General features: G+C 67.5%; 23 protein-coding genes. 2 read left to right on the top strand and 21 right to left on the bottom strand.

Annotation, left to right across the window (positions count from 1 at the left end):
• Positions 1 to 174 precede the first annotated feature (174 nt).
• The 21 genes from BM394_RS08625 to BM394_RS08725 all read right to left on the bottom strand — a co-directional run bounded on the left by BM394_RS08625 (position 175) and on the right by BM394_RS08725 (position 18,368).
• On the bottom strand, positions 175 to 360 hold the full coding sequence (locus BM394_RS08625) for a type Z 30S ribosomal protein S14 (protein WP_092626214.1): 186 nt from the start codon (positions 358 to 360) through the stop codon (positions 175 to 177).
• Between the two features lie 43 nt (positions 361 to 403).
• A complete protein-coding gene (rplE, locus tag BM394_RS08630; protein WP_092925848.1) occupies positions 404 to 979 on the bottom strand; it encodes a 50S ribosomal protein L5 in 576 nt (191 codons plus the stop codon).
• A gap of 3 nt (positions 980 to 982) precedes the next feature.
• Positions 983 to 1,297 (bottom strand): 50S ribosomal protein L24, encoded by a 315-nt coding sequence (gene rplX, locus BM394_RS08635; protein ID WP_092626218.1) that lies wholly within the window; start codon positions 1,295 to 1,297, stop codon positions 983 to 985.
• Positions 1,297 to 1,665 carry a 50S ribosomal protein L14 gene (gene rplN, locus BM394_RS08640; RefSeq protein ID WP_092626220.1) on the bottom strand — a complete coding sequence of 123 codons (369 nt, stop codon included), beginning with the start codon at positions 1,663 to 1,665 and terminating at the stop codon, positions 1,297 to 1,299. The genes rplX and rplN overlap by 1 nt, the downstream gene beginning before the upstream one ends.
• A 126-nt stretch (positions 1,666 to 1,791) precedes the next feature.
• The gene (gene rpsQ, locus BM394_RS08645) at positions 1,792 to 2,070 is read right to left on the bottom strand and encodes a 30S ribosomal protein S17 (protein WP_092976508.1); all 279 of its coding nucleotides are present in this window, start codon (positions 2,068 to 2,070) and stop codon (positions 1,792 to 1,794) included.
• A complete protein-coding gene (rpmC, locus tag BM394_RS08650) occupies positions 2,067 to 2,309 on the bottom strand; it encodes a 50S ribosomal protein L29 (RefSeq protein WP_017976800.1) in 243 nt (80 codons plus the stop codon). The genes rpsQ and rpmC overlap by 4 nt, the downstream gene beginning before the upstream one ends.
• Positions 2,309 to 2,728 (bottom strand): 50S ribosomal protein L16, encoded by a 420-nt coding sequence (gene rplP, locus BM394_RS08655; protein ID WP_019852823.1) that lies wholly within the window; start codon positions 2,726 to 2,728, stop codon positions 2,309 to 2,311. Before rplP ends, rpmC begins: the two co-directional genes overlap by 1 nt.
• Positions 2,729 to 2,731: 3 nt before the next feature.
• On the bottom strand, positions 2,732 to 3,655 hold the full coding sequence (gene rpsC, locus BM394_RS08660; RefSeq protein ID WP_092925850.1) for a 30S ribosomal protein S3: 924 nt from the start codon (positions 3,653 to 3,655) through the stop codon (positions 2,732 to 2,734).
• Positions 3,655 to 4,080 (bottom strand): 50S ribosomal protein L22, encoded by a 426-nt coding sequence (gene rplV / locus BM394_RS08665; RefSeq protein ID WP_170837289.1) that lies wholly within the window; start codon positions 4,078 to 4,080, stop codon positions 3,655 to 3,657. The genes rpsC and rplV overlap by 1 nt, the downstream gene beginning before the upstream one ends.
• Before the next feature lie 69 nt (positions 4,081 to 4,149).
• Positions 4,150 to 4,431 carry a 30S ribosomal protein S19 gene (rpsS, locus tag BM394_RS08670; protein WP_092925852.1) on the bottom strand — a complete coding sequence of 94 codons (282 nt, stop codon included), beginning with the start codon at positions 4,429 to 4,431 and terminating at the stop codon, positions 4,150 to 4,152.
• A gap of 18 nt (positions 4,432 to 4,449) precedes the next feature.
• Positions 4,450 to 5,289: a 50S ribosomal protein L2 gene (gene rplB / locus BM394_RS08675; protein WP_092626226.1), complete on the bottom strand. Its 840-nt coding sequence runs from the start codon at positions 5,287 to 5,289 to the stop codon at positions 4,450 to 4,452.
• 47 nt (positions 5,290 to 5,336) lie between these two features.
• Positions 5,337 to 5,636: a 50S ribosomal protein L23 gene (gene rplW, locus BM394_RS08680; protein WP_043570394.1), complete on the bottom strand. Its 300-nt coding sequence runs from the start codon at positions 5,634 to 5,636 to the stop codon at positions 5,337 to 5,339.
• Complete coding sequence (rplD, locus tag BM394_RS08685; RefSeq protein WP_092925854.1) at positions 5,633 to 6,331, bottom strand: 50S ribosomal protein L4; 699 nt, start codon at positions 6,329 to 6,331, stop codon at positions 5,633 to 5,635. The genes rplW and rplD overlap by 4 nt, the downstream gene beginning before the upstream one ends.
• Entirely contained in the window at positions 6,331 to 6,981 is a 651-nt protein-coding gene (gene rplC, locus BM394_RS08690) for a 50S ribosomal protein L3 (RefSeq protein ID WP_092976511.1), read from the bottom strand. Before rplC ends, rplD begins: the two co-directional genes overlap by 1 nt.
• Positions 6,982 to 7,032: 51 nt before the next feature.
• Positions 7,033 to 7,338 carry a 30S ribosomal protein S10 gene (rpsJ, locus tag BM394_RS08695; protein WP_017976809.1) on the bottom strand — a complete coding sequence of 102 codons (306 nt, stop codon included), beginning with the start codon at positions 7,336 to 7,338 and terminating at the stop codon, positions 7,033 to 7,035.
• A 524-nt stretch (positions 7,339 to 7,862) separates the two neighbouring features.
• On the bottom strand, positions 7,863 to 9,056 hold the full coding sequence (gene tuf, locus BM394_RS08700) for an elongation factor Tu (protein ID WP_092925856.1): 1,194 nt from the start codon (positions 9,054 to 9,056) through the stop codon (positions 7,863 to 7,865).
• Positions 9,057 to 9,217: 161 nt separating this feature from the next.
• A complete protein-coding gene (fusA, locus tag BM394_RS08705; RefSeq protein WP_092925858.1) occupies positions 9,218 to 11,320 on the bottom strand; it encodes an elongation factor G in 2,103 nt (700 codons plus the stop codon).
• A 79-nt stretch (positions 11,321 to 11,399) separates the two neighbouring features.
• On the bottom strand, positions 11,400 to 11,870 hold the full coding sequence (gene rpsG / locus BM394_RS08710; RefSeq protein ID WP_092626238.1) for a 30S ribosomal protein S7: 471 nt from the start codon (positions 11,868 to 11,870) through the stop codon (positions 11,400 to 11,402).
• Positions 11,870 to 12,244 (bottom strand): 30S ribosomal protein S12, encoded by a 375-nt coding sequence (gene rpsL, locus BM394_RS08715; protein ID WP_043570381.1) that lies wholly within the window; start codon positions 12,242 to 12,244, stop codon positions 11,870 to 11,872. The genes rpsG and rpsL overlap by 1 nt, the downstream gene beginning before the upstream one ends.
• Before the next feature lie 646 nt (positions 12,245 to 12,890).
• A complete protein-coding gene (locus BM394_RS08720) occupies positions 12,891 to 17,588 on the bottom strand; it encodes an ADP-ribosylglycohydrolase family protein (protein ID WP_092977192.1) in 4,698 nt (1,565 codons plus the stop codon).
• 300 nt (positions 17,589 to 17,888) lie between these two features.
• Positions 17,889 to 18,368: a carboxymuconolactone decarboxylase family protein gene (locus BM394_RS08725; protein ID WP_092976514.1), complete on the bottom strand. Its 480-nt coding sequence runs from the start codon at positions 18,366 to 18,368 to the stop codon at positions 17,889 to 17,891.
• Between the two features lie 45 nt (positions 18,369 to 18,413).
• On the opposite strand from BM394_RS08725, the gene pdxR reads away from it, so the two are divergent.
• Positions 18,414 to 19,832 carry a MocR-like pyridoxine biosynthesis transcription factor PdxR gene (gene pdxR, locus BM394_RS08730; protein ID WP_092976517.1) on the top strand — a complete coding sequence of 473 codons (1,419 nt, stop codon included), beginning with the start codon at positions 18,414 to 18,416 and terminating at the stop codon, positions 19,830 to 19,832.
• A 146-nt stretch (positions 19,833 to 19,978) separates the two neighbouring features.
• Positions 19,979 to 20,482, top strand: a complete 504-nt coding sequence (locus BM394_RS08735; protein ID WP_092977193.1) for a DUF6319 family protein — start codon at positions 19,979 to 19,981, stop codon at positions 20,480 to 20,482.
• Positions 20,483 to 20,985 lie beyond the last annotated feature (503 nt).

The following is a 20,985-nucleotide window of genomic DNA, read 5'->3' on the forward strand; positions in this document are numbered from 1 at the left end:
TCGCAGGTCTGGGCCCTGGCCTGAACGAAGTCGGGGTACTGGCTGCCCGCTCCCGAAGTAACTTCGCAGCGGTCAGTCCGTTGTCGTCGCGAGCCGTTGCCGGGCTGCAGCCACTGGTTTCGGTACCGGTGACGAGACGCTCCGTCGTCGGTGGAGCCGCCCCGCCGCACTACCTCACCAGGAGGACTTGCTAACCCCGGGCAGCTCGCCCGCGTGGGCCATCTCGCGGAAGCAGATCCGGCAGAGTCCGAACTTCCGCAGGACCGCCCGGGACCTTCCGCAACGCTGGCAACGAGTGTAGGTACGCACCCGGAACTTCGGCTTGCGTGCCGCCTTGTTGATCAGTGCTTTCTTGGCCATCGGCCCAGTTCTCCTAGTCTCGATCCGCAGCGACGGCCACGAGTCACTGTTCCCGGAACGGGAATCCCAGCTGCCGCAGCAGCGACCTGCCTTCTTCGTCGGTGGTGGCCGTTGTCACTACCGTGATGTCCATACCGCGCGAACGGTCGATCGAGTCCTGGTCGATCTCGTGGAACATCGACTGGTCGTTGAGACCGAACGTGTAGTTGCCGTTACCGTCGAACTGCTTCGGCGACAGACCCCGGAAGTCCCGGATCCGCGGCAGGGAGATGGAGACCAACCGGTCCACGAACTCCCACATCCGTGCGCCGCGCAGCGTCGCCCTGGCGCCGATCGGCATACCCTCGCGGACCTTGAACTGCGCGATGGACTTGCGTGCCTTGCGCACCTCGGCGCGCTGGCCGGTGATAGTCGCGAGGTCGCGAACCGCGCCCTCGATCAGTTTGCTGTCCCGCGCGGCATCGCCCACACCCATGTTGACGACGACCTTGACCATGCCCGGCACCAGCATCGGGTTGGAGTACTCGAACTCCTCCTTGAGCGCCGGTACGATCTCGTCGCGGTAGCGGGCCTTCAGCCGCGGGACAATCCTCTCGGTGTTCTTCTCAGTGGTAGTCACGAGTTAGATGTCCTTACCGTTGCGGCGAGAGATCCGAACCTTCTTGCCGTCTTCACCGGTGCGGTAGCCGACGCGGGTGGGCTTACCGTCCGAGTCCACGACCATGACGTTGCTGACGTGGATCGCGGCTTCCTGCGTCACGATGCCGCCGGACTGCGCACCACGCTCGGTACGCGAGACGCGCGTGTGCTTCTTGATCTGGTTGACGCCCTCGACCAGCACACGCTCCCGACTCGGGAAGGCCTGGATGACCTTGCCCCGGGCACCCTTGTCCTTACCGGCGATGACGACGACCGTGTCGCCCTTCTTCACCTTCATCACAGCACCTCCGGCGCGAGTGAGATGATCTTCATGAACTTCTTCTCACGCAGCTCACGCCCGACGGGGCCGAAGATACGGGTACCTCGGGGGTCACCACCCGGCCTGACCAGGACGGCGGCGTTCTCGTCGAACCGGATGTAGGAACCGTCCGGACGACGCTTTTCCTTCTTCTGGCGGACGATTACCGCCTTGACCACATCACCACGCTTGACACCGGCGGCGGGAATGGCTTCCTTGACGGTAGCCACCACCACGTCGCCGATACCCGCGTAGCGCCGACCGGAACCACCGAGCACCCTGATCGTGAGGATCTCCTTGGCCCCGGTGTTGTCGGCGACTCGCAGTCGCGACTCCTGCTGGATCACCTTTACTCCTGACCCTAAGTTTCCGCACACGCTGTGCGGAGACACTTTGGCACGCCCGATTTCCGACCCGGCATGCGCGGTCACAACAACCCGCGGGGGGCTTGCCGCCGCCCCCCGCGGATGGCGTTACTTGGCCTTTTCCTGGATCTCGACCAACCGCCAGCGCTTCGAGGCCGACAGCGGACGAGTCTCCATCAGCGACACCCGGTCGCCGATGCCCGCCTCGTTGTTCTCGTCATGCGCCTTGACCTTGGTGGTCTTGCGCATGATCTTGCCGTAGAGCGGGTGCTTCTTACGGTCCTCGAGGGCCACGACCACCGTCTTGTCCATCTTGTCCGAGACGACGTAGCCCTCACGGGTCTTGCGCTGGTTGCGCTGCTGCTCTTGCGTGACTGTTTCGCTCATGCCGCGCCCTCCTCGGCGCCCTCGGGAGACACTGAGAGGCCCAGCTCACGTTCACGCATGATCGTGTAGATCCGAGCGATGTCCCGACGAACGACGCGCAACCTTCGGTTGTTCTGCAATTGCCCGGTAGCCATCTGGAACCGAAGGTTGAACAGCTCCTCCTTCGATTCACGCAGCCGGGAGACGAGCTCCTCGTCGTTGAGTTCCCGGAGCTCGGTAGCGGTGACACCAGCCGCCATCAGAAGTCACCACCCTCGCGGGACACGATCTTGCACTTCATCGGAAGCTTGTGGACCGCGCGCCTCAGTGCCTCGTAAGCGATCTTTTCGTTCGGGTAGTTCAGCTCGAAAACCACCCGGCCCGGCTTGACGTTGGCGATCCAGTACTCCGGCGAACCCTTACCGGAACCCATGCGGGTCTCGGCCGGCTTCTTGGTCAGCGGGCGGTCCGGGAAGATGTTGATCCACACCTTGCCGCCACGCTTGACGTGCCTGGTAATCGCGATACGGGCCGACTCGATCTGCCGGTTGGTCACGTAGGCGTGTTCCAGCGCCTGGATGCCGTACTCGCCGAAGTTGATCCGGGTGCCGCCCTTGGCGAAGCCCTTACGCTTCGGCGCGTGGCTCTTGCGCCACCTGACCTTGCGTGGGACGAGCACTTGTCAGTCCTCCGTCTTCTCATCAGCGTGCGGCTCGCTGACAGCCGGAGCGTTCGCGGCGGCGGCGTCCGTCGCCGTCTGCTCCTGCTGCGGGCTCTCCGCGGAGCCACCGGACTTACCGCCCTTGGCTGCGGCACGGCCGCCCTCGGTGCCCACGTTCGTGGTGCCGGAGGCACCCGAACGACGACGGCCGCCACGCTCGGAACGGCCGCCACGGCCGCCCTCGCGACCGCCACCACCGCCGCCGCCCTCGCCGCGCGGCGGGCGCACCTCGGACTCCTGCTGCTTCTGCTTCAGGCCGCCGATGAGCTCGCCCTTGTAGATCCAGACCTTCACACCGATCCGGCCGAAGGTCGTACGAGCCTCGAAGAACCCGTAGTCCATGTCCGCACGCAGCGTGTGCAGCGGCACCTGGCCCTCACGGTAGAACTCCGAGCGGGACATCTCGGCGCCGCCGAGCCTGCCACTGCACTGCACCCGGATTCCCTTGACCTGGGAGGAGCGCATGGCCGACTGGATGCCCTTGCGCATGGCCCTGCGGAAGGACACCCGGTTCGACAGCTGCTCGGCGATCCCCTGGGCGACCAGCTGAGCGTCGGCCTCGGAGTTCTTGACCTCGAGGATGTTGAGCTGAACCTGCTTACCGGTCAGCTTCTCCAGCGAACCGCGGATGCGGTCCGCCTCGGCACCCCGCCGACCGATGACGATTCCCGGCCGTGCGGTGTGAATGTCCACCCTCACCCGCTCGCGAGTGCGCTCGATCTCCACCTTGGAGATCCCGGCGCGCTCCATCCCGCGGGAGAGATGACGGCGGATCTTGACGTCCTCCGCGACGTACTCCGCGTATTGCTTGTCGGCGTACCAGCGCGACTTCCAGTCCGTGGTGATGCCGAGCCGGAAGCCGTGCGGGTTGATTTTCTGACCCACTACCGGGCACTCCCCTTCTGGCTGCGCTTACGAGACTTGCCCTGGCCCTTCGGCTGGCGCGACTCGACCTCGACCGTGATGTGGCTGGTCCGCTTGCGGATCCGGAAGGCCCGGCCCTGAGCACGCGGGCGGAACCGCTTCAGCGTCGGTCCCTCGTCCACATACGCGCGGTGTACCCACAGCGTGCTCGGATCGAGCGCGTTGTTGTTCTCCGCGTTGGCCATCGCACTGGCGAGCACCTTCGACACCTGACCGCTGGCGGTCTGCGGCGCGAACTTGAGCACGTCCAGGGCTTCGCTGGCGCTTCGACCCCTGATGAGATCGACCACGCGCCGCGCCTTCATGGGCGACACGCGGACGAAGCGGGCCCGCGCCACTGCACGCGGATTCTCAACCGCGGCACTGTCGTCGGTACGGGCATTCATCCTGCTACCCCTTTGCCCCGGGTCGTCGAATCCGTGCGACGACCCGGCTCGTTCGTGTCACAAACCCGCTCAGCGGCGGCGAGACTTGCGGTCATCCTTGACGTGACCCTTGAAAGTGCGGGTCGGGGCGAACTCGCCGAGCTTGTGCCCGACCATGTTCTCGCTGATGAACACCGGCACGTGCTTGCGGCCGTCGTGCACCGCAATCGTGTGCCCCACCATGTCCGGGATGACCGTGGACCGGCGCGACCAGGTCTTGATCACCGTCTTCTTGTTGGACTCGTTCAGGGTGTCCACCTTCTTGAGCAGGTGGTCGTCCACGAACGGGCCCTTCTTCAGGCTACGTGGCATCGGTCGTTACCTCCCTGCTCAGCGCCGCTTCTTCTTGCCGGTGCGACGGCGCCGAACGATGAGCTTGTCACTGGGTTTGCTGCGGCGGCTACGACCCTCGGGCTTACCCTTCGGGTTGACCGGGTGACGACCACCGGAGGTGCGTCCCTCACCACCGCCGTGCGGGTGGTCGATCGGGTTCATGACGACACCGCGGACGGTCGGGCGCTTGCCCTTCCAGCGGTTACGCCCCGCCTTGCCCCAGTTGATGTTGGAGTGCTCGGAGTTACCGACCTCGCCAACAGTGGCCCGGCAGCGGACATCGACGTTGCGGATCTCGCCCGAAGGCATCCGCAACTGGGCGTAAGGCCCTTCCTTGGCCACCAGCTGAACCCTGGTGCCCGCCGAACGAGCGATCTTCGCCCCACCACCGGGACGCAGCTCGATGGCGTGGATCACCGTACCGGTGGGGATGTTGCGCATCGGCAGGTTGTTGCCCGGCTTGATGTCGGCCCGCGGCCCGCTCTCCACCATGTGGCCCTGCTGGACCTTGTTCGGGGCGATGATGTAACGCTTCTCGCCGTCCCGGTAGTGCAGCAGCGCGATGCGCGCGCTCCGGTTGGGGTCGTACTCGATGTGCGCGACCTTGGCCGGCACACCGTCCTTGTCGTTGCGGCGGAAGTCGATCACGCGGTAAGCACGCTTGTGACCGCCACCCTGGTGCCGAGTGGTGATCCGGCCGTGCCCGTTCCGGCCGCCCTTGCCGTGCAGCGGACGGACCAGCGACTTCTCCGGGTGGGATCGGGTGATCTCGGAGAAATCGGCCACGCTCGAACCGCGACGGCCCGCCGTCGTCGGCTTGTACTTGCGAATGCCCATCTCTATCGCAGTCCTCAGTCTCCTTCGGTCGGTTGCGAACGCCCGCTTCAGGCGGCCGAACCGCCGAAGATCTCAATCGGCTTGCTATCGGGGGACAGCGTCACGATCGCCCGCTTGGTGTCCTTGCGTTTGCCGAAACCGGTGCGGGTCCGCTTGCGCTTGCCCTGGCGGTTGATCGTGTTGACACTCTTGACCTGCACGCCGAAGATCTTCTCGACCGCGATCTTGATCTCGGTCTTGTTGGAGGTCGGGCGCACCAGGAACGTGTACTGGTTCTCCGAGATCAGGCCGTAGCTCTTCTCGGAGATCACCGGCGCGATGATGATGTCTCGCGGATCGGGGATCACTGGTCTGCCTCCTCAGCCTGACTCGAAGTCGCGTCGGAAGTGACCGCGGTCTTGGCCGAACGACCCGGAGACCGTTCCGCGACGAAACGCTCGAAGGCTTCCTTGCTGAACACGACGTCGTCGTTGACCAGAACGTCGTAGGTGTTCAGCTGACCGGGGTCGATGATGTGCACGTGGGGGAGGTTGCGCAGGCTCAGCCACGCGTTCTCCTCGGTGCGGTTGAGCACCACCAGCACGCGCCGGGCGTCGGTGACGTTGCGCAGCGCGGCCTTGGCCTCCTTGGTGGAGGGCTTGTCACCGGTCGTCACCTGGTTGATGACGTGCAGCTGCTCGGAACGCGCCCGGTCGGAGAGGGCACCGCGCAGGGCGGCGGCCTTCATCTTCTTGGGCGTGCGCTGCGAGTAGTCGCGCGGGGTCGGGCCGTGCACCGTGCCACCGCCGACGAACTGCGGGGCGCGGATCGAACCCTGCCGGGCGTTACCGGTCCCCTTCTGGCGGTACGGCTTCTTGCTACCGCCGGAGACCTCGCCGCGGGTCTTGACCGAGTGCGTGCCCTGCCGGGCCGCCGCGAGCTGGGCGGTCACGACCTGGTGCATCAGCGGCACGTTCGCCTGCGCGTCGAACAGCTCCGCGGGCAGATCGACCTGCCCGTCGGTCTTGCCTTCCGGGGTACGGACGTCGAGCTTCGCGGCCATCACGCACCACCCTTCGTAGAGCTCTTGACCAGCACGAGGCCACCGTTCGGGCCGGGAATGGCACCCTTGATCAGCAGCAGCCCGGACTCGTCGTCGACCCGGTGAACCTTGAGGTTCTGGGTGGTCACGCGGTTGCCGCCCATACGGCCGGGCATCTTCTTGCCCTTGAACACCCTGGCGGGGTAAGCGCAACCACCGATCGAGCCCGGCTTGCGGTGCACGGCCTGGGTACCGTGACTCATCGGCTGCCTGCCGAAGTTGTACCGCTTGATCGTGCCCGCGAAGCCCTTGCCCTTGCTGGTGCCGACCACGTCGACCTGGGCACCCGACTCGAACACGTCGGCCTGCAGTTCCTGGCCGAGTTCGTAGTCGTTGGCGTCCGAGGTGCGCAGCTCGACCAGGTGACGACGCGGCGTCACTCCGGCACGGGCGAACTGGCCACCACGTGGCTTGCTCACCTTGCGCGGATCGATGGCGCCGAACGCCAGCTGCACGGCCTGGTAGCCGTCGTTCTCGTTGGTACGGATCTGGGTCACCAGGTTGGGCCCGGCCTGCACGACCGTCACCGGGACAACCCGGTTGTTGTCGTCGAAGACCTGGGTCATCCCGAGCTTGGTGCCCAGAATCCCCTTCATCTGCCTTTCAGACATGGGTCTCGTTCTCTCCGCCGCCTGTCACTGAAACGAATGCGCGTCGACCGCTCACTGAATATTCACATCGACACTGGCCGGCAGGTCGATGCGCATGAGCGCATCCACCGTCTTGGGTGTCGGCTCGACGATGTCGATGAGTCGCTTGTGCGTCCGCATCTCGAAGTGCTCCCGCGAGTCCTTGTACTTGTGCGGGGAGCGGATGACGCAGTAGACGTTCTTCTCGGTAGGCAGCGGCACCGGCCCGACGACCGAAGCGCCGGTGCGCGTCACGGTCTCGACGATCTTGCGCGCGGACGCGTCGATCGCCTCGTGGTCGTAGGCCTTGAGCCGGATGCGGATCTTCTGTCCCGCCATAGTGGCTTGCCGTTCCTCTAGTCTCGTGCCGCTAGTACCTAGCGCGGTGCGCAGACCCGGCGCCGACGTCGCGGCGACCCGGCGGCCACGTGCTGAAGCGCACGTACCTGCCCGATCTCGCGAACGCGACACCACGGTTTCGCAGCCCGCCCCTGTTCAGGTGTCTGGGTGCCCGGTACACGCGGTCGGGCGTGTCGCCCGCGCGACGCAACCGGTCCCATCGATCCACGCCGATGAGATGGATCCGCAGGGATCCGTACACCTCGGGTTGCCACCTAATCGGCCCCGGCCGGAACGTCTGTCCGGCGGCACCCGCGCAACCGGAACGCCGCCCCGCGAAGGAAATTCACGGCAACGGCGTGCCCACGTCGAAGCGGCCGAACCGATCACGAACCGTGATTCACACGGGTCAGGAAGTTCGGCCGCCTCAACAGGCAACCCGTTCAGGGTGACACACCGAGTGCGTCGCCCCTGAATCGGGGTGGGTTCCGGGTCCGGTCACCACCGGGTCCGGAACCCTGCCATTACTTGGTGACCTTGATGACGCGACCCGCGCCGACGGTACGGCCGCCCTCACGGATCGCGAAGCGCAGTCCTTCCTCCATGGCGATGGGCTGGATGAGCTGCACCGACATCTCCGTGTTGTCACCGGGCATGACCATCTCGGTGCCCTCGGGAAGGGTCACCACACCGGTCACGTCGGTGGTACGGAAGTAGAACTGCGGACGGTAGTTGTTGAAGAACGGCGTGTGCCTGCCGCCCTCGTCCTTGGACAGGATGTAGACCTGCGCCTCGAACTCGGTGTGCGGGGTGGTGGTGCCGGGCTTGATGACAACCATGCCCCGCTCGACGTCCTCACGCTTGACACCACGCAGCAGCAGACCGACGTTGTCGCCGGCCTCACCGCTGTCGAGCAGCTTGCGGAACATCTCGACACCGGTGACGGTCGTGCTGATCGGCTTCTCCTTGATGCCGACCATCTCGACGTTCTCGTTCACCTTGATGACACCGCGCTCGACACGGCCGGTGACCACGGTCCCGCGACCGGTGATGGAGAAGACGTCCTCCACCGGCATCAGGAACGGCTGGTCGGTGGCACGCTGCGGGTCCGGAACGCTGGAGTCCACCGCGTTGAGCAGCTCCATGATCTTCTGGCCCCACTCGGCGTCGCCCTCCAGGGCCTTCAGCGCCGAGACACGGACGATCGGTACGTCGTCGCCCGGGAAGTCCTGCTCGCTGAGGAGCTCACGGACCTCCATCTCGACCAGGTCCATGATCTCCTCGTCGTCGACCATGTCGGCCTTGTTCAGCGCGACGAGGATGTAGGGGACGCCGACCTGCTTCGCCAGCAGCACGTGCTCGCGGGTCTGCGGCATCGGGCCGTCGGTGGCGGCCACGACCAGGATCGCACCGTCCATCTGGGCGGCACCGGTGATCATGTTCTTCACGTAGTCCGCGTGGCCCGGAGCGTCCACGTGGGCGTAGTGCCGCGCCTCGGTCTGGTACTCGACGTGCGCGATCTGAATCGTGATCCCGCGGTCCTTCTCCTCCGGCGCCTTGTCGATGTCCTCGAAAGGCGTGTAGGGGTTCAGGTCCGGGTGGTTGTCGTGCAGGACCTTGGTGATAGCCGCGGTCAGTGTGGTTTTGCCGTGGTCAACGTGACCGATGGTCCCGATGTTGACGTGCGGCTTGTCCCTCTCGAACTTCGCCTTCGCCACTGGAATGTCCTCCTGGACTCGTCATCAATTTCCGCCCCGCCACGGGCTCGGGTCACGCGCCCTCTCGCGTGGGAGCCAGCTCCGGGCGGAATCCTGTCGGGTTGTGCCATCGGCCCGTTGTCCCGAGCGCGGAAACGGGCCGATGTCGGGCCACAGCGGAGTTACTCCCCCGTGGCCTTCGCGATGATCTCCTTGGCCACGTTCGCCGGAACCTCGCCGTAGGAGTCGAACACCATCGAGTAGTTCGCGCGACCCTGCGTCTTGGAACGCAGATCGCCCACGTACCCGAACATTTCGGACAGCGGCACCAGCGCCTTGACAACGCGGGAACCGCCACGCTCCTCCATGGCCTGAACGTGACCACGGCGGGAGTTGAGGTCGCCGATGACTTCACCCATGTATTCCTCGGGTGTCGTCGTCTCGACCGCCATCAACGGTTCGAGCAGCGCGGGACTGGCCTTGGAGCAGGCCTCCTTCATCGCCATCGAACCGGCGACCTTGAACGCCATTTCCGACGAGTCCACCTCGTGGTACTGGCCGTCCACCAAGGTCATCTTGACACCGACCATCGGATAGCCCGCCAGCACACCGACCTGCATGGCGTCCTGCGCGCCCTCGTCCACCGACGGAATGTACTCGCGGGGGATACGCCCACCGGTGATCTGGTTGTCGAACTCGTAGGTCGCGCTCTCCGAGCTCTGCTCGATCGGATCCAGGTTGACGACCACACGCGCGAACTGACCGGAACCACCGGTCTGCTTCTTGTGCGTGAACTCGTGCTTCTGGACCGACTTGCGGATCGTCTCGCGATAGGCGACCTGCGGCTTGCCGATGTTGGCCTCGACCTTGAAGTCGGTCTTCATCCGGTTGACCAGGACCTCGAGGTGGAGCTCACCCATGCCCTTGACGATGGTCTGCCCGGTCTCCTCGTCGAACTTGACCTGGAAGGTCGGGTCCTCTTCGGCGAGTTTCTGGATCGAGGTGGACAGCTTCTCCTGATCGGCCTTGGTCTTGGGCTCGATCGCGACCTCGATGACCGGGTCGGGGAAGCTCATCGACTCCAGAACGATCTGGTTCTGCGGGTCGCACAGGGTGTCACCGGTGCTGGTGTCCTTCAGCCCGACGACCGCGTAGATGTGCCCGGCCTGTCCCTCCTCGACCGGGTTCTCCTTGTTGGAGTGCATCTGGAACAGCTTGCCGATGCGCTCCTTGCGGTCCCGGATGGAGTTCATCACCTGGGCACCCTGCTCGATCTTGCCCGAGTAGACCCGGACGTAGGTGAGCTTGCCGTAGAACGGGTGCACGGCCACCTTGAACGCCAGGGCCGAGAAGGGCTCCTCGGTGCTGGCCTGCCGCTCGGCGGCGTCGCCGGAGCCCGGCAGCACGCCCTGCACCGCGGGAATGTCCAGCGGCGAGGGGAGGTACTCCACGACCGCGTCCAGCATCGGCTGCACGCCCTTGTTCTTGAAGGCGGTCCCGCACAGCACGGGGAAGGCCTCCTGGCTCAGCGTGAGCGCACGGATGCCCTGCTTGATCTGCTCGACGGTCAGTTCCTCACCGCCGAAGTAGGCCTCCATGAGCTCTTCACTGGACTCGGCGACCGACTCGAGCAGCTCGTTGCGGTACTCGTTGGCGGTCTCGACCAGATCGGCCGGGATGTCCTCGAGCTCGTACTGCGCGCCCTTGGCCACGTCACCACGCCAGGTCAGCGCCTTCATGCTGACCAGGTCGACAACACCCTCGAAGTCGGACTCGCTGCCGATGGGCAGTTGCAGCACCAGCGGCTTGGCGTTGAGTCGTTCCCGGATGGTGCCGAGGGTGAAGTAGAAGTCGGCGCCCATCTTGTCCATCTTGTTGACGAAACAGATGCGCGGGACGCCGTACTTGTCCGCCTGGCGCCACACCTGCTCGGACTGGGGCTCGACCCCCTCCTTGCCGTCGAACACGGCGACGGCGCCGTCGAGCACGCGCAGCGAACGCTCCACCTCGGCGGTGAAGTCGACGTGCCCGGGGGTGTCGATGAGGTTGATCTGATGTTCCTGCCAGAACGTCGTGGTGGCAGCCGAGGTAATCGTGATACCCCGCTTCTGCTCCTCCGACATCCAATCCATCGTCGCGGCGCCGTCGTGTACCTCACCGAGCTTGTAGTTGATCCCGGTGTAGTACAGAACCCGTTCGGTCGTGGTGGTCTTGCCCGCGTCGATGTGGGCCATGATGCCGATGTTGCGGACCTTGGTCAGGTCGGTCAGCACGTCGCGTGCCACGAGTTAGTCCCCGTTCCTACAGCAAGCCTGAAGCCGTCGAATCGGTGAGCCGAGGCGGGCAATACAGCCGTGCCCGGCCTCACCACCGGTAATGCGCGAAAGCCTTGTTGGATTCCGCCATCTTGTGCGTGTCCTCGCGCTTCTTGACACTCGCACCGAGACCGTTGCTGGCATCGAGCAGCTCGTTGGTCAGGCGCTCGGTCATCGTCTTCTCACGACGCTGCCGGGAGAAACGAACCACCCAGCGCAGGGCCAGCGTGGTGGAGCGGCCGGCGCGCACCTCGACCGGGACCTGATAGGTCGCGCCACCGACACGGCGGCTGCGTACCTCCAGCGAGGGCTTGATGTTGTCCAGTGCGCGCTTGAGCGTCACGATCGGGTCGGTGCCGGTCTTCTCGCGGCACCCCTCGAGCGCGGAGTAGACGATGCGCTCGGCGAGCGAGCGCTTGCCGTCCACCAGGACCTTGTTCACCAGCTGAGTGACCAGCGGCGAGCTGTACACGGGATCGGCGTTCAGCTGCCGCTTCGGTGCAGGACCCTTCCGGGGCATCAGCTCTTCTCCTTCTTCGCTCCGTACCGGCTGCGAGCCTGCTTACGATTCTTCACGCCCTGCGTGTCGAGCGAACCGCGAATGATCTTGTAGCGGACACCTGGGAGGTCCTTCACACGGCCACCGCGGACGAGCACGATCGAGTGCTCCTGCAGGTTGTGCCCCTCGCCGGGGATGTAGGCCGTGATCTCGACGCCGCTGGTGAGCTTGACACGAGCGACCTTGCGCAGTGACGAGTTCGGCTTCTTCGGAGTCGTGGTGTACACGCGGGTGCACACACCACGGCGCTGCGGGCTTCCCTTGAGCGCCGCGGTCGTCACCTTCGCGGCCTTGTCGTGGCGGCCCTTTCGGACCAGCTGCTGGATGGTGGGCATGGACCGGCTTTCTTCTCGAGCGTTCGCGTCTTGGTGGTACTCGTTAACAGCAGCGCTCGTTCGAGCACCGTTCGCACCCCTGGCGCCGAGCACCGCGTACGTAGGTCTCTGTGTACTTGGGCCTCTCCCGCGCCCTCACCCGCGACACGAGGTCGGGCGTGTCGCCCGTTCCTCAGCCGTTCGGCGGGGCGGCGTCCCAGCGGGCAGTGCCCCGGTGGGCCGTCAGGAGAGTTCCGCACCATCCACGGGCGCTCCCCCGCCGACCACGCGGGCGGTTCTCGCGCACGGACATGCGGAGTGACCCGAGGGGTTTCGGGTCCAAGTCATAAAGATACCTGCCCCGTTTGCAGAGGGTCAAAACGGGGGTGCGCGCCCGACTCGCCAACGTCCGCATCCGACTTTACTGCGGAAGACAAGAGATCGCGAGCACCTGGCCACCAGGCTCCCGCACTGTGGATACCCGAGCACGCCCCCGGGCCGCCCCACCCGCTGTTATCCAGTGTCCCCGCTGTTATCCAGCGTCGCGCTCCCGCGAGGAAGGCCCGACGTCGCGCGGGTCGGCTACCCGATGTCGGCTACCCGCGGCGAGAGCCGGCGGGAGGTCCGGCCGAGCGAGTGGCACTACAACCCGGCCGGAAAACCTCGATCAGGAATCGTCCAGCACATCGAGCTGCCCGGAGCTGACGCTGTTGATCCGTCGAGGAGCCGGTTTGGGATGATGCGACTGCTCGCCGCCCGCTCCCTGATCACCGCGCCCCGCTCGCGGACGCGGTTCCGCGTCGTCGGAACCGACCGCCCGCCCCTCGGACTCCGGCTGAAGCTCGGGACCGGAGTCGACGCTCCGGCCGGGCCCGCCCTCCGGAGCCGCGCCGGCCCTCCGGGGAGCAGCCACGGCGGATTCGGAGTCACCGTTGTCCGGGACCGTACCGTCGCGAGCGACCGCGGCGGGACGGCCGGGGACGTCGGGGCCGTCGGTGGCCTCGGAGTACCCGGGGCCGTCGATGTGCCCGGGGCCGTCGATGTGCCCGGCCGCGGCGGGGCGAGCGGAGACATCAGGGTGACCGACCTCGTCGGGCACGGTCGGAATCACGTGAGTTCGCCGAACATCATCCGATTCGGGGAAGGAATCGACGGTTTCCCCACCTTCCGGAGCGTTCGAGCCGAACGCGGCGGCATCGAAACCCACTTCCGGCTCGCCGGGTTCGGTCCATCCGGTGCTCCCACCGGAACCGGTTCCGGGGCTCGACGCCCGTCCGGCTTCGAACCACGAGTCCGAGGGCTCGGTCGGAACCGAGGTGTCGAAGGCGACGCCTTCATCACTTCCCGTCGCGGCGGGCGTCTCGGAACGCTCCGCGGCGAGCTCGGGCTCCTCGGAAACCCGGCGCTCCGCGTTGTCGACGTCCGGTCGATCGTGCTTCTCCGGGGAACCGAGCGCGTCGGTGTGGACCGCGCGAGCCTCCGGGGAGGCCACGGCGCCGGACTCCGGCTCCCGCGCGGCTGGCGTCGCGGGCTCGTCGAACGCCCGCTCCGTGCCGGGAAGCGGCGAACTCCCGTCGCGCCGCCCCGCTTCCGGTGCGGGAGGTTCCCCGGACGCTTCCGGCTCCGCGAGCGACCCGGGTGACTCCTCGCTCGAAGAGCGTTGCCCGGGGCGAGCCGAGCCCACCTCGCCCTCCCCGACGATCCGGGAGGGATACCTGCGACGCCACTCGCCGTCCGAGGCGGGAGAACTCGCATCGGAGTTCTCCTCCGGCCGCAGTCGAGCGTCGAAGGCCGCGACGCAGTCCATCGCCATCCGCTGCACGACCTCACGGAGTTCGAGCTCGGCCAGCCAATCCATCGGCAACGCCCCCACACCCAGCAACGCGCCGACGATGGAGCCGCAGACCGCTCCGCTCGCACTGCTGTTACCCGAGTGGCGAACCGCGACGCGCAGCGCACCACGCACGTCCTCCGACGCCAACGTCGCGCACACGGCTATGGCGAGCACCTCCGCCGCGCTCCGGCCACCGCCCAACCGCCGCGCGAGCCGTTCGGGATCCGGCGTGCCCTCGGCGGCGACATCCACCGCGGTGGCGAGCGCCGCACTGGTGTCCTCGTGACCCTGCCAGGTCTCCAGTACCTGCAGCGCCAGCCAGACCCCCTCGTCGAGCCCCTTGCCCAGTACAGCCTGCTGCACGATCACAGCGAACGCCCCCGCGGGCAGATAACCGCTCGGATGCCCGTGGGTCAGTGAGGCCAGCCGCACCCCGACCTCGAAGACCTCGACGGGCTCGGCGGACCAGAAGGCCGCCGGGGTGGCACGTACGAGCGCGCCACAACCGGTGGAGTTGTCCACGGGAGCCGTCTGCTCACCGTGCGCGGAACGCTCACCGAACGCCTCCAGCTCGCTGTACACGGCGGAACCGGGCGAACGCACGGCGAACAGCTCGGGCACCTCGACCAGCCAACCGTCCGGCTCCGGGTGATCGTCGGCCAGGCCACCGAGCGCCCACCGCCAGGAAACGCCCTGGCTGTACAACCAGCGCTGGGCCGCGAGCCGCGACTCCGGCAGCGGGTCCACGGCATCCGGTGAGTCCGAGTGCCCGGTGCAGGCACGAATCAGCCCCTCGGCGCTGAACAGCACGGTCTGTGTGGCCGCGGTCACCGATCCGGGTCTCCCGGCGTACTCCGGAAGCGCGACGGGACCCCCCGCACCGTGACGATCGGCGATTTCCTCGGCGCTCAGCGGGGTGACACCCGCCCCCAGGGCATCTCCCAACGCTCCGCCCAGCAGACACCCCAGGATTCGTTCGGTCAGTGAGTGGGGGGCCGCATCGGCGTCCTCGGTGATCGCGTGCCCTCCCCCGACATGCGGGCCACTCGGCTGCGCCTCGGTGGTGGAGGCACCACCCGACGCGTGGTGGGTGGACTCGATCGACGGGTCGTCCCGCTCCACCGGGGGCTCGGCCGAGTACTCGGCAGGCTCGGTGGAGTACTCGACAAGGTGCTCAGCGGAGTGCTCGGCAGGCCCAGTGGAGTGCTCGGCAGGGGGGTCGGGAGCGTATTCGGCGGGTTGTTCACCGGGACCGCCCCCGGCCTCCTGGCCGAGATCGTCGTCCACCTCGCCACGAGCGGCTGTTGTCGCGTCGGCGTCCCCCGTGGTCGGTTCGGGCCACGGGTGATCGGTCTCCGCTTCGGCGACGGGGGCGGATTCCCCAGGGGTCTCTCGGTCTACAGGGGTCTCTCGGTCTACAGGGACCTCTCGCTCGGCGGAAGGTCGTCGAACGCTCTCGTCCACGCCGGAACCGGCCCGAGCGGGAGCGGGCGGTGTCACGAACGACCCATCGCTGGGCTCGGAGACATCCGGGGTGCCTTCCCGGTCCGTCGCCACCTCCTCGTCCACCGATCCCGCCGTGGACTGCCGAACCGATCGTTCGGCTTCCGGTGGCCACGGCACGTCCGGGGACGAGTCGAGCACCGAGGACAGCTCCGGTGAAGCCGTCTCGGTGGGCGGAGCTCCGGTGGTCCTGCTGCCCGGTAACGGCGGCAGCTGGTCGACACCGGGCAACCGGATCCGCGGCGCGGCCGATGTTTCGGTGTCCTCCGGCGCGAGGAACGGATCCGCACGTTCGCCGCTCCCGGCACCGGATTCGTCGGGAGAGACGGTCTCGCCGTGCGAGGTGTCCGGCGCGGCGGGGTGCTCTTCCCCCGAAGGAGCGAGATACCCCCGTGCCAGCGGGTCGGTCGAGTCGGCGACTCCCTCGTCCACGCTGGGAACGGGCGTGCTCTCCGGACGGTCGATGTCGGCGATGTCTCCCACCGGCCCGGGGCCACCGTTGCCCGCGCCCGCCCCGGGGGGCTCCTGCCACGGGGACTCGGAAACCTGCTCGGAACTCGCGGTCGCCCCGGCCCCCGGGAGGTGCTCGGAGTCCGGAGGATGTTCGGGGGCAGGGGGATGTTCGGGGCTACCGCGCAACACGATCCGGTCGGTTCCCGGATCGGTTCCCCGCACGGGCGGCCGAGCCGTGGCGCTCTCCACGGTGGGGGCGCCGGCGTCGTTCTCGGCCTCGGCGTACGGCTCGGGACCCACGGGCGGTTCGGGAGGCGGCTGGTGCTCCTTCCCGATCGCGGGCAGCACCTGGGTGGGAGGGGCGGCCGCGTCCACCGTCCAGGCGGTGGAGTCCAGGCCGCGTGCCCGCTCGGCGCTGTCGTCGACGTAGCGCTGCGCCCACTTCGGAGCGGGTGGTGGCGGGGCGAACGCCTCCGCCGCGTCGGTGGACAGGGTGTTGACGATCTCGCGGATCTCCAGCTCGGCCGCCCACCGTTCGGGAATGGCCGCCGCACCGTGTATCGCCCCGGCCAGCTGGCCGGCCAGCGCCCCGGCGATGCTGCTGTCCGCGGAGTGGTTGACCGCGGCGGTGACCGCGTCCGCGAACGTGGCCGCCGAGGCCACCGAGGCGAAGGCGATCCCCAGCTCCCCCAGCCCGTTGGACGGGCAGAACTCGATGTCCAGCACACGCGGATCGACCGGTCCGCCCTGGCGAGCGGTGAACACGGCCGCGTGCAACGTCCGCAGCACACCGGCGGGCGGCACGCCCTGCTCCAGCTGCGAACGGTGAAGCTCCCAGGAGCGCACCGCGTCCCACAGCGGGATGCCGTTGATGAGCGCGCCGAGCACGTCCGAGTGCAACGCGCAGGCGGCGCGGGTCTCGTAGTGCGAGGTCAGCAGCCACGGAACCCGCGAGGCCACCGCGTTGACGGTCCGGGCCTCGCCACTCCAGACCATCACCGGAGCGGTCCACACCAGACAGTCCGCGAAGGGCTGTTCCTCGGGTGGGACGGCCGAGGGCTGCCCGGGGGTGAGCTGTTCGGCCGGTATCCGGTCGGTCAACGCCGACAGCGTGCGAAGCGCGGGACCACCGGCATTCCGGGTGGAGAAAAGCTCCGACCTGCCGAGCAACCAACCCGTGGGTTCGGGGTGACTGCGCCAGTAGCCGGACATGGCGTACGGCCAGGGCACTCCCTGGGTGTACAACCAGGCCAGGTGGTTGGCACGGATCACCGGAAGCGGATCCTGCTCCCCCGTGGCACGGGCGCGCAGCAGGGCGTCCATGGTGAACACCGTCAGTTGGGTCAGATCCGTGACACCACCGCGGTTACCGAACACGGGCAGGTTGTCCACGACACCGCGCGGGCCGAGCCACTGCCGGATGGCTGACGAACTCCAACCACGCACCCCCGCACCCAGCGCGTCACCGACCGCTCCGCCGAGCAACGCGCCGCGCAGTCGGTCCGACCAGCTCAACTGCCGGACCGCACCGGGTTGGCCGCCGGCCTGGGCGGGCCTGGACTGCCTGTCGGTCATCGGGGGACTACTCCTGCTCGGTTCGGTCTTGCCGGGCCGCGAATCCGGAAACGCTCGACGTGGCCGATAACGACGGCGTCCGGACACTCGCCGGGTGTCCGATTCCGACAGTCGCACGATCACGTCGAGCGGCTCCAGGAAGTTCACCCGTTCCCGCGTTCCACCGCGAACGACCCGATGACGAACGACCCGGACCGATCGGTTCGCGGCCGGAGGGATCCGAAGTACCGGGGAATCCGGATCACCGCCACGACCGAAAGAGTACCAACCGGGCCGGAACCCGATCCCACGATGAACCGATCAGTCCGCCCCCTCGGCCCGACTCCGCCGCGGCGGCTGCGCGCGCGAGGTTATCGCCAGCCGGTTCCAGCTGTTGATCCCCGTGGCGGCCCAGGTCAACACGGCCGCCTCCGCCTCGGAGAAAGTCTCGCGCACCCGCTGCCACACCTCGTCGTCGACGTGGCTCTCACTCACGAGGGTGACCGCCTCGGCCAGTTCCAGCGCCGCGCGCTCCCGCTCGGAGTAGAGCTCCACCTCCCGCCAGGCGGGCAGCACGTCGAGCCGTTGTTGGGAGATGCCGAGCTCGCGCGAGTCCGACAGGTGCATGTCCAGGCAGAACGCGCAGCCGTTGAGCTGCGAGGCCCGGATCTTGACCAGTTCGTAGATCTCCTTCTCCACGCCGGTTCGTTTCAACTCCTCCTGGATCGACTGCTCCAGGTTCCGCATCGCCCGGTAGACCTCCGGGGTGGCTTCGGCGAGGTTCATGCGTTGTTCGGTCATGGTGCGAATCTATGCACTCGCGGGGCGCGGATATGGTCCAGTTCGATGCGTGACGACAGGTCCAGTTCGGATCGCTCCGGGACGGGTGGCATCGACCTCCACCTGGACCCGCGGGCGAGAGTGGGCAGCGGCGAGCTGGCGGCCTCACTGCGAACCGCGATCCGCGAGGACAGGCTCCCGCCGGGAAGCAGAGTTCCCTCCACCCGGGACCTGGCCGACGACCTCGGAGTGTCCCGGGGCACCGTCACCCGCGCCTACGAACTGCTCGTGGCCGAGGGGTTGCTCCTCACCCGACAGGGGGCCTCGACCGTCGTCGCCGACACCGAGCCCCCGATCCGCAGGCACGCCAGGGAGTCACCGGTCCGGCGACCCACCGACCTCCACTGGGACCTGCGCCCGGGGAAACCGGACCTGAGCATGTTCCCCCGTTCCGACTGGCTGGCCGCCCAGCGACGCGCGCTCCGCCACGTGCCCGCGGCTGAGCTCGACTACGGCCACCCGGCCGGCCATCCGCTGCTGCGGGAGGCGTTGGCCGAATACCTGGGGAGAGTTCGGGGAGTTCGCACCTCACCGGAACGGATCGCCGTGTTCGGCGGTTACGGCGAGGCCCTACGGGTCCTCGCGGAGGTGCTGCTGCGGCGCGGGACGCCTTCGGTGGACTTCGAGGACCCGTCGCTGCCGAAGTTGCGCGATATCGCGGGCGAGGCGGGTCTGCGGGTGAACGGGGTCCCGCTGGACGAGTCAGGCTTCGATCCGCGTGGTTCGCACAGCCCCGTCCTCGTGGTGACACCGGCACACCAGTACCCGCTGGGCGTGACCATGTCCGCGGCACGACGCGCCGAACTGAGCAGGCTCGCGCGAACCGAGGACAGGCTGGTCGTCGAGGACGACTACGACGGTGAGTTCCGGTTCGACCGCGAACCGGTCGGGGCGCTGCAGCGGTGGGCACCGGAACAGGTGATCTACGCCGGAACGGCGAGCAAAACCCTGGCGCCCGGACTTCGGCTCGCCTGGCTGGCGCTGCCGGAGCGACTGGTGGAGCCGGTGCGCGAACGCAAGGCCGACGGCGACCGAACACCCCCGGTGACGGAACAACTCACCCTCGCCGAGATGCTGCGCTCCGGAAGCTACGATCAACATGTGCGGCGCTGCCGGGCCGGTTACGAGCGACGGCGACGGCGGATCGTGGCCGCGCTCACCGAATCCGAGGTGCGCCACGAGCTGTATCCCGCGGGGATAGCGGCAGGCCTGCACCTGACGCTGCGACTGGCTCCGGAAGGGCTTTCCGAACAACGGGTGCTGCGACGACTGCGTCGGCACTCCGTGGCGGTGGAAGGTCTCGCCGAACACTGGATGGACGACCGGCGGCGACAGGAGGGTCTGGTGATCGGTTACGCCGCTCCGCCGGGACACGCGTTCGGGCCGGCGCTGCGAACGTTGTTACGTGTTCTGTCGGAGAGTTGAACCGGAAGTTCGAGGGCACGACGACGGAGCCGGGGCGTTGGTCATCAGGGCCGCTTCCCGCCGTGACTACGGCAGCACCGCACGAAGCAGTATCGAACAGGCGTTCTATCCTGACCTTTTTCGCTGGTGTGACCGAGAGAGGAAACGTGAACGAACAACAAGACGTGGCCACCGAGCAGCCCACCGCCGAGCAGAGCGCTCCGGAGCGGGAACAGCCCACCACCGAGCAGAACGTCACCGCCCAGGGCGTCACTGAGCAGGGTGATACGGAGCAGGGTGATACGGAGCGGGGAACCGAGAACGCCGAGGCGAGCAACGGCAACGCGGAGCAGGGCACCCAGAAAAAGGCCAAGGGGCGCAAGCAGACCGGTGCGCGCAAGACACGTCAGGTGGAACTGACGCTGACGGTCAGTGGAACCGCCGAGGGCGAGTGGCAGGCCGATCTGACGCACGCGGGCAAGAAGATCGTGCAGGGACTCCCGATCGCCGCCTCCGCCGTTTCCAAGGCGGCCGGTGAACTGCACGACGACATCTCGGAAGCGATCGAGTCGGTGCTTTCCGAGGCCCGCCAGCAGCACGAGGCCAGGCTGGCCGAGTTGGAGGCGGAACTGCAGCGGGTGCGCAAGACGCTGGAGGACCTGGAGAGCTGACCTCCGCTGACCGGTGAAGTACTTCCGGTCGGCCTGCCGGAATCCGCACTCGGCGGAACCTCCGGTGCGGCTCTCGCTCCGGGGAGGCCCGACATCGGGTAGCGACCTACACAACGTCGGGCCTTCCTCGCGAGAGCCGCACCGGAGAACCCGCGGTCGGTACCGCTGCGAGGGTGGTTGGAGTTCGGCCTGCGGGGTCGGGGCTCGGACCACGGGCGTGGTGGGAGTCTGGCCCGCGAGGGTGGTCGGAGCTGGTCACCCCGTCGAAGAGTCCGGGCGATTACGCGGGAAATCGACGGATCGAACGACGCCGACCAGTTACGGCTACGCGGCCCGCACCGCCGCGGGTTCTCACGGGTCGTCTCGCGAGGACAGCCTCGACGTGGCGTAGTAACTACTCGATGTCGAGGATCCCGCAGCGAGACGGCCCATGAGGTTCCGCCACCGGCACCGGCACGCGAACCGCCCCCGAAGCTTCACAACAAAAAGCTCCCTGCTCGGAG

Source organism: Actinopolyspora lacussalsi subsp. righensis (genome assembly GCF_900116555.1).
In the GTDB taxonomy this organism is placed as follows: Bacteria; Actinomycetota; Actinomycetes; order Mycobacteriales; family Pseudonocardiaceae; genus Actinopolyspora; species Actinopolyspora lacussalsi.

Coding starts and splice junctions, on each gene's coding strand:
- rplX (WP_092626218.1), bottom strand. CDS start 1,297: ATGAAGGTGAAGAAGGGCGACACGGTCGTCGTCATCGCCGGTAAGGAC.
- rplC (WP_092976511.1), bottom strand. CDS start 6,981: ATGTCTGAAAGGCAGATGAAGGGGATTCTGGGCACCAAGCTCGGGATG.
- rplB (WP_092626226.1), bottom strand. CDS start 5,289: ATGGGCATTCGCAAGTACAAGCCGACGACGGCGGGCCGTCGCGGTTCG.
- rpsS (WP_092925852.1), bottom strand. CDS start 4,431: ATGCCACGTAGCCTGAAGAAGGGCCCGTTCGTGGACGACCACCTGCTC.
- rpsG (WP_092626238.1), bottom strand. CDS start 11,870: ATGCCCCGGAAGGGTCCTGCACCGAAGCGGCAGCTGAACGCCGATCCC.
- rplV (WP_170837289.1), bottom strand. CDS start 4,080: ATGAATGCCCGTACCGACGACAGTGCCGCGGTTGAGAATCCGCGTGCA.
- rpsQ (WP_092976508.1), bottom strand. CDS start 2,070: ATGAGCGAAACAGTCACGCAAGAGCAGCAGCGCAACCAGCGCAAGACC.
- BM394_RS08720 (WP_092977192.1), bottom strand. CDS start 17,588: ATGACCGACAGGCAGTCCAGGCCCGCCCAGGCCGGCGGCCAACCCGGT.
- rpsL (WP_043570381.1), bottom strand. CDS start 12,244: ATGCCCACCATCCAGCAGCTGGTCCGAAAGGGCCGCCACGACAAGGCC.
- pdxR (WP_092976517.1), top strand. CDS start 18,414: ATGCGTGACGACAGGTCCAGTTCGGATCGCTCCGGGACGGGTGGCATC.
- BM394_RS08725 (WP_092976514.1), bottom strand. CDS start 18,368: ATGACCGAACAACGCATGAACCTCGCCGAAGCCACCCCGGAGGTCTAC.
- BM394_RS08625 (WP_092626214.1), bottom strand. CDS start 360: ATGGCCAAGAAAGCACTGATCAACAAGGCGGCACGCAAGCCGAAGTTC.
- rplD (WP_092925854.1), bottom strand. CDS start 6,331: ATGGCCGCGAAGCTCGACGTCCGTACCCCGGAAGGCAAGACCGACGGG.
- rpsJ (WP_017976809.1), bottom strand. CDS start 7,338: ATGGCGGGACAGAAGATCCGCATCCGGCTCAAGGCCTACGACCACGAG.
- rpmC (WP_017976800.1), bottom strand. CDS start 2,309: ATGGCGGCTGGTGTCACCGCTACCGAGCTCCGGGAACTCAACGACGAG.